This is a genomic window from Pseudooceanicola lipolyticus (assembly GCF_002786325.1).
GTDB lineage: Bacteria > Pseudomonadota > Alphaproteobacteria > Rhodobacterales > Rhodobacteraceae > Pseudooceanicola_C > Pseudooceanicola_C lipolyticus.
In genome coordinates this window covers 1-4,872 of sequence record NZ_PGTB01000223.1, presented here as the reverse complement: position 1 = coordinate 4,872, position 4,872 = coordinate 1, and the positions used below count along the sequence as shown (strand labels likewise).

Annotated in this window: 3 protein-coding genes; 2 read left to right on the top strand and 1 reads right to left on the bottom strand. The window is 67.3% G+C overall.

Going from position 1 to position 4,872, the window contains the following annotated elements:
• Nucleotides 1-72 precede the first annotated feature (72 nt).
• Nucleotides 73-1,731 (bottom strand): NAD+ synthase, encoded by a 1,659-nt coding sequence (locus tag CVM52_RS23590; protein WP_100164780.1) that lies wholly within the window; start codon nucleotides 1,729-1,731, stop codon nucleotides 73-75.
• A gap of 161 nt (nucleotides 1,732-1,892) precedes the next feature.
• Between CVM52_RS23590 and CVM52_RS23585 the strand changes: the two genes are divergently transcribed.
• Both CVM52_RS23585 and CVM52_RS23580 read left to right on the top strand, forming a co-directional pair.
• Nucleotides 1,893-3,293, top strand: a complete 1,401-nt coding sequence (locus tag CVM52_RS23585; protein ID WP_100164779.1) for an MORN repeat-containing protein — start codon at nucleotides 1,893-1,895, stop codon at nucleotides 3,291-3,293.
• 80 nt (nucleotides 3,294-3,373) lie between these two features.
• On the top strand, nucleotides 3,374-4,872 hold a 1,499-nt coding region (locus tag CVM52_RS23580), incomplete at its 3' end, for an acyl-CoA dehydrogenase family protein (protein WP_100164781.1).

Here is a 4,872-nt window from a genome sequence, read left to right as displayed (position 1 = left end):
CGGGCGCACTGTGCCCCAGGCTGCCCCGGCCTTCGCGCCGGGGCCACCCGGCCGCGCCGGAGCCGGGCGCTGTCAGCTGGGGTCGCGCCAGCGATTGACGATGGGATAGCGCCGGTCGAGCCAGAAGGCCTTCTTGGTCAGGCGGGCGCCGGGTGCGGATTGGAAGCGCTTGTATTCGCTGAGATAGATCAGCCGCTCGACCTTCTGGGCCACGGCGCGGTCGAAGCCGGCGGCGACGCAATCGCCGATCGAGCCGTCGCGGTCGATCAGGATCTCCAGCATCTGGTCCAGATCCTCGTAATCCGGCAGGCTGTCGCTGTCCTTCTGATCCTCGCGCAGCTCGGCGCTGGGCGGTTTCGAGATCACCCGCGGCGGGATCACCTCGCCCGCCGGCCCGTTCATCCAGGGCCGGTGGTTGGCATTGCGCCAGCGGCAGGCTTCGAACACCCGGGTCTTGTAGAGATCCTTGATCGGGTTATAGCCGCCCGCCATGTCGCCATAGATGGTGGCATAGCCCACCGCCACCTCGGACTTGTTGCCGGTGGTCAACAGCATCTCGCCGAACTTGTTGGACAGCGCCATCAGCAACAGGCCGCGCAGGCGCGACTGGATGTTTTCCTCGGTGACGTCCGGCGCCAGGCCCGCAAACAGCGGCGCCAGCGTCTCGGTGATCGCGGCGCGGCCCTGCGAGATCGGCACGAAATCGTAACGGCAGCCCAGCGCCGTGGCCACCGCCTTGGCGTCTTCCAGCGAGTCCTCCGAGGTATATTCCGAGGGCAGCATCACGCAGCGCACGTTGTCGGGGCCCAGCGCATCGGCGGCGATGGTGGCGACAATCGCCGAATCCACCCCGCCCGACAGGCCCAGCAGCACCTTCTTGAACCCGGTCTTGCCGCAATAGTCGCGCAACGCCTCGACCATGGCCCGGTAATCCTGCTCGTATTCGCTGGGATGCACATGTTCCTCGCCCGGCAGAATGCGCCAGCCCTCGGGCCCGCGCTCGAGGTCGACATGGGCGATCGCCGCGTCGAATTGCGGCATCTGGAAGGCCAGCGCGCCGCCCGGATTCAGCCCGAACGTGGCGCCGTCGAACACCTGGTCATCCTGGCCGCCAACCATGTTCAGATAGATCAGCGGCAGGCCGGTTTCGACCACCCGCGCCACCATGTGGTTCAGCCGGGTTTCATGCTTGCCGCGGTAATAGGGCGAGCCGTTCGGCACCAGCAGGAATTCCGCCCCGGTCTCGGCCAGGGTCTCGGGCACCTCGGGGTGCCAGGCATCCTCGCAGATCGGCGAACCGATGCGGGTATTGCCCACCGCATAGGGGCCCCCCAGCGGCCCGGCGTCAAAGATGCGCACCTCGTCGAAGACGGTTTCATTGGGCAGGTCGTGTTTCAGCAGGGACGTGGAAATCCGGCCGCCCTTGAGGATGTGATAGGCATTGTAGAGCTCGGTTCCCTCGACCCAGGGACCACCCACCGCCAGCGCCGGGCCCTCGGCGCAATCGGCGGCAAGCTGGCGCACCTGTTCGATCGCCGCCGTGTAAAAGGCCGGTTTCATCACCAGGTCCTGGGTGTTGTAGCCGGTGATGAACATTTCCGGCAGCGCCACCAGATCGGCGCCGGCCTCGCGCCCGGCTTCCCAGGCGGCACGGGCCTGGGCGGCATTGCCCGCCAGATCGCCCACCACGGGGTTCAATTGCGCCAGCGTGATGCGGAAATGATCGCTCATCTTGTTCTCTGCTCGTCTGGTTTCCCGCCGTGCTTACCCAGATCGGACCGCAGGGGAAAGCCGGTTCCGGCAAAAGACGTTGCTCCCCGCGCCGCTGTCGCCTAATTTTCAGGAGACATGGCCGCGGCAGACCGGCATTCGGGGGATCGACGGGAGATCGCATGACACGACCGACACCAGCACTGGCCCTGGCGCTGTGCCTGCTTGCCACCGCGCCGGCCTGGGCCCAGGACAGCGAAGTTCTCACCACGCAGGACGATATTGGCGGCGTCTACGAGGGCACCTTTCGCGGCGGGCTGCAGCACGGCACCGGCACCTACCGGCTGCCGAACGGGTATGAATATACCGGTGAATGGGTCGATGGCGAAATCCGCGGCACCGGGGTGGCGCGGTTCCCCGACGGCTCGGTCTACGAGGGCGAATTCGCCAAGGGCAAGCCCGAGGGCGTCGGCAAGATCACCCTGGCCGATGGCGGCACCTACGAGGGCGAGTGGCAGGACGGCAAGATCAACGGCCAGGGCATCGCGCTCTATGCCAACGGCGTCCGCTATGAAGGCGAGTTCCGCGATGCCAAGCATCACGGCCAGGGCATCATGACCAGCCCCGGCGGCTATCGCTATGAGGGCGGTTGGGTCGATGGCGAGAAGGAAGGCCAGGGCACCATCACCTATCCCGATGGCGCGGTTTACGATGGCGAGATCGTGGCCGGGCAGCGCGCCGGCCAGGGCAAGCTGACCCTGCCCGACGGGCTGACCTATGTCGGCGAATGGAAGGATGGCCAGATCGACGGCAGCGGCACCCTGACCCAGCCCAATGGCGACGTCTATATCGGCGAGCTGGTGGCCGGCCGCCGCGAAGGCACGGCGCGGGTGGAATATGCCAATGGCGATGTCTACGAGGGCGAGTTTGCCGATGACCGCCGCCATGGCCAGGGCACCTTTACCGGCACCGATGGCTATGTCTATGCCGGTGCTTGGGTGGCCGGCCAGATCGAGGGCCAGGGCAAGGTTACCTATCCGGACGGTTCGGTCTACGAGGGCGAATTCCGCAACGACCTGGCCGATGGCACCGGCAAGATCACCTATCCCGACGGCTCCACCTACGAGGGCGACTGGGTGGCCGGGGTGATCGAGGGCGAAGGCGTCGCCCGCTATGCCAATGGCACGGTTTACCAGGGTGCCTTTGTCAATGCCAAGAACCACGGCCAGGGGGTGATGACCTATCCCGACGGCTACCGCTATGAAGGTGAATGGCAGGAGGGACAGCGCCACGGCCAGGGCACCGCGACCTATGCCGATGGCTCGGTCTATACCGGCCAGTTTGTCAACGGCCAGCGCCACGGCCAGGGCGAGATCGTGATGACCGGAGGCTTCCGCTATTCCGGCATGTGGGAAAATGGCGAGATCAGCGGCGAAGGCGTGGCCACCTATGCCAATGGCGATGTCTACGAAGGTGCGTTTGTAAACGGCAAACGCCAGGGCCAGGGCACCATGCGCTATGCTTCGGGGCAGGAGGCCAGCGGCACATGGGAGAATGGCGCGCTGAGCGACGAGGACGGCTGAGTTTCGGATTCCGCGATATCGCCGCACTGAGGGCTGGCCGTGGACGGCCTCGGGGCCTACGCTGAGTGGCGGAGGCCGCCATGACCCGATCCGATCCGCGATCCTGCCTGTCCACGCATGAGGTCAGCAACCAGCCGCCCGAGCGCGGTGATGCCGACCTGTGGGGCGATGACATCGTGCTGCGCGAGGCGGTGGCGCGCGAAAACGGTCAGACCGAGGCGCTGGCCGCCTATGGACGGGTGCTGGGCACGGCCGAGATGCGCGCGGCCGCGCGCGACGCCAACCGCCACCTGCCGGAACTGGTCAGCTTTGACCGCGGCGGCCGCCGGCTGGACGAAGTGCGGTTCCACCCTGCCTATCACCGCCTCATGGAAGCCGGGATCGGCGCCGGCTATGCCGCCCTCGCCTGGGAGGGGCAGCCGGGCGGCCATGTCACCCATGCCGCGATGGTCTATCTGGCCAGCCAGGTCGAACCCGGCCATTGCTGCCCGATGACGATGACCTATGCCGCGGTTCCGGCATTGGCCGCCGATGACCGGCTGGCCGCCATCTGGCGCCCCAAGCTGACCGCGCGCCGCTATGACCCGGCGCCGCGCCCGCTGCAACACAAGGCCGGCGCGACGCTGGGCATGGCGATGACCGAGAAACAGGGCGGCTCGGACGTGCGCTGCAACACCACGCGGGCGGAACCCGATGGCGATGCCTATCGCCTGACCGGGCACAAATGGTTCTGCTCGGCGCCGATGTCGGACGGGTTCCTGACGCTGGCCCAGGCGCCCGGCGGGCTGACCTGTTTCCTGGTGCCGCGCTGGCTGGAGGGCGAGCGCAACGCGCTCCGCATCCTGCGGCTCAAGGACAAGCTGGGCAATAAATCCAACGCCTCCGCCGAGATCGAGTATGAGAACACGCTGGCCTGGCGGCTGGGCGACGAAGGCCAGGGCGTGCGCACGATTATCGAAATGGTGCATCACACCCGGCTGGACACCGCGCTGGCGCCGGCGGGGCTGATGCGTGGTGCGCTGGTCGAGGCGGCCCATTGGGCGCGGAACCGCAGCGCCTTTCAAAAGCGGCTGATCGACCAGCCGCTGATGCAGTCGGTGCTGGCCGATCTGGCGCTGGATGCCGAAGGCGCCTTGGCGCTGGGCCTGCGCGTCGCCCGCGCCTTTGACGGCGACACCGACAACGACCGCGCCTTTGCCCGGATCGGCGTGGCGCTGGCCAAGTTCCTGTCGAACAAGCGCTGCCCGCAGGTCACCTATGAGGCGATGGAGGTGCTGGGCGGCATGGGCTATGTCGAAGAAACCGGCCTGCCACTGTTCTACCGCGAAGCGCCGTTGAACGGCATCTGGGAAGGGTCGGGCAACGTGATCTGCCTGGACATCCTGCGCACCCTCGCGCGCGAACCGTTGGCGGCGGAAACCCTGGGCGCCGAATTGCTGTCAGCCGCCGGCGCCGACCGCCACTATGACGCCGCGCTGAAGGCCCATGCCGAACGCTGGCCCGCCCTGCCCGCCGAGGGCGAGGCGCGTTGGTATGCCGAGCGCACCGCGCTGCTGCTGACCGCGTCGGTGCTGCTGCG

Coding starts and splice junctions, on each gene's coding strand:
- CVM52_RS23590 (WP_100164780.1), bottom strand. CDS start 1,731: ATGAGCGATCATTTCCGCATCACGCTGGCGCAATTGAACCCCGTGGTG.
- CVM52_RS23585 (WP_100164779.1), top strand. CDS start 1,893: ATGACACGACCGACACCAGCACTGGCCCTGGCGCTGTGCCTGCTTGCC.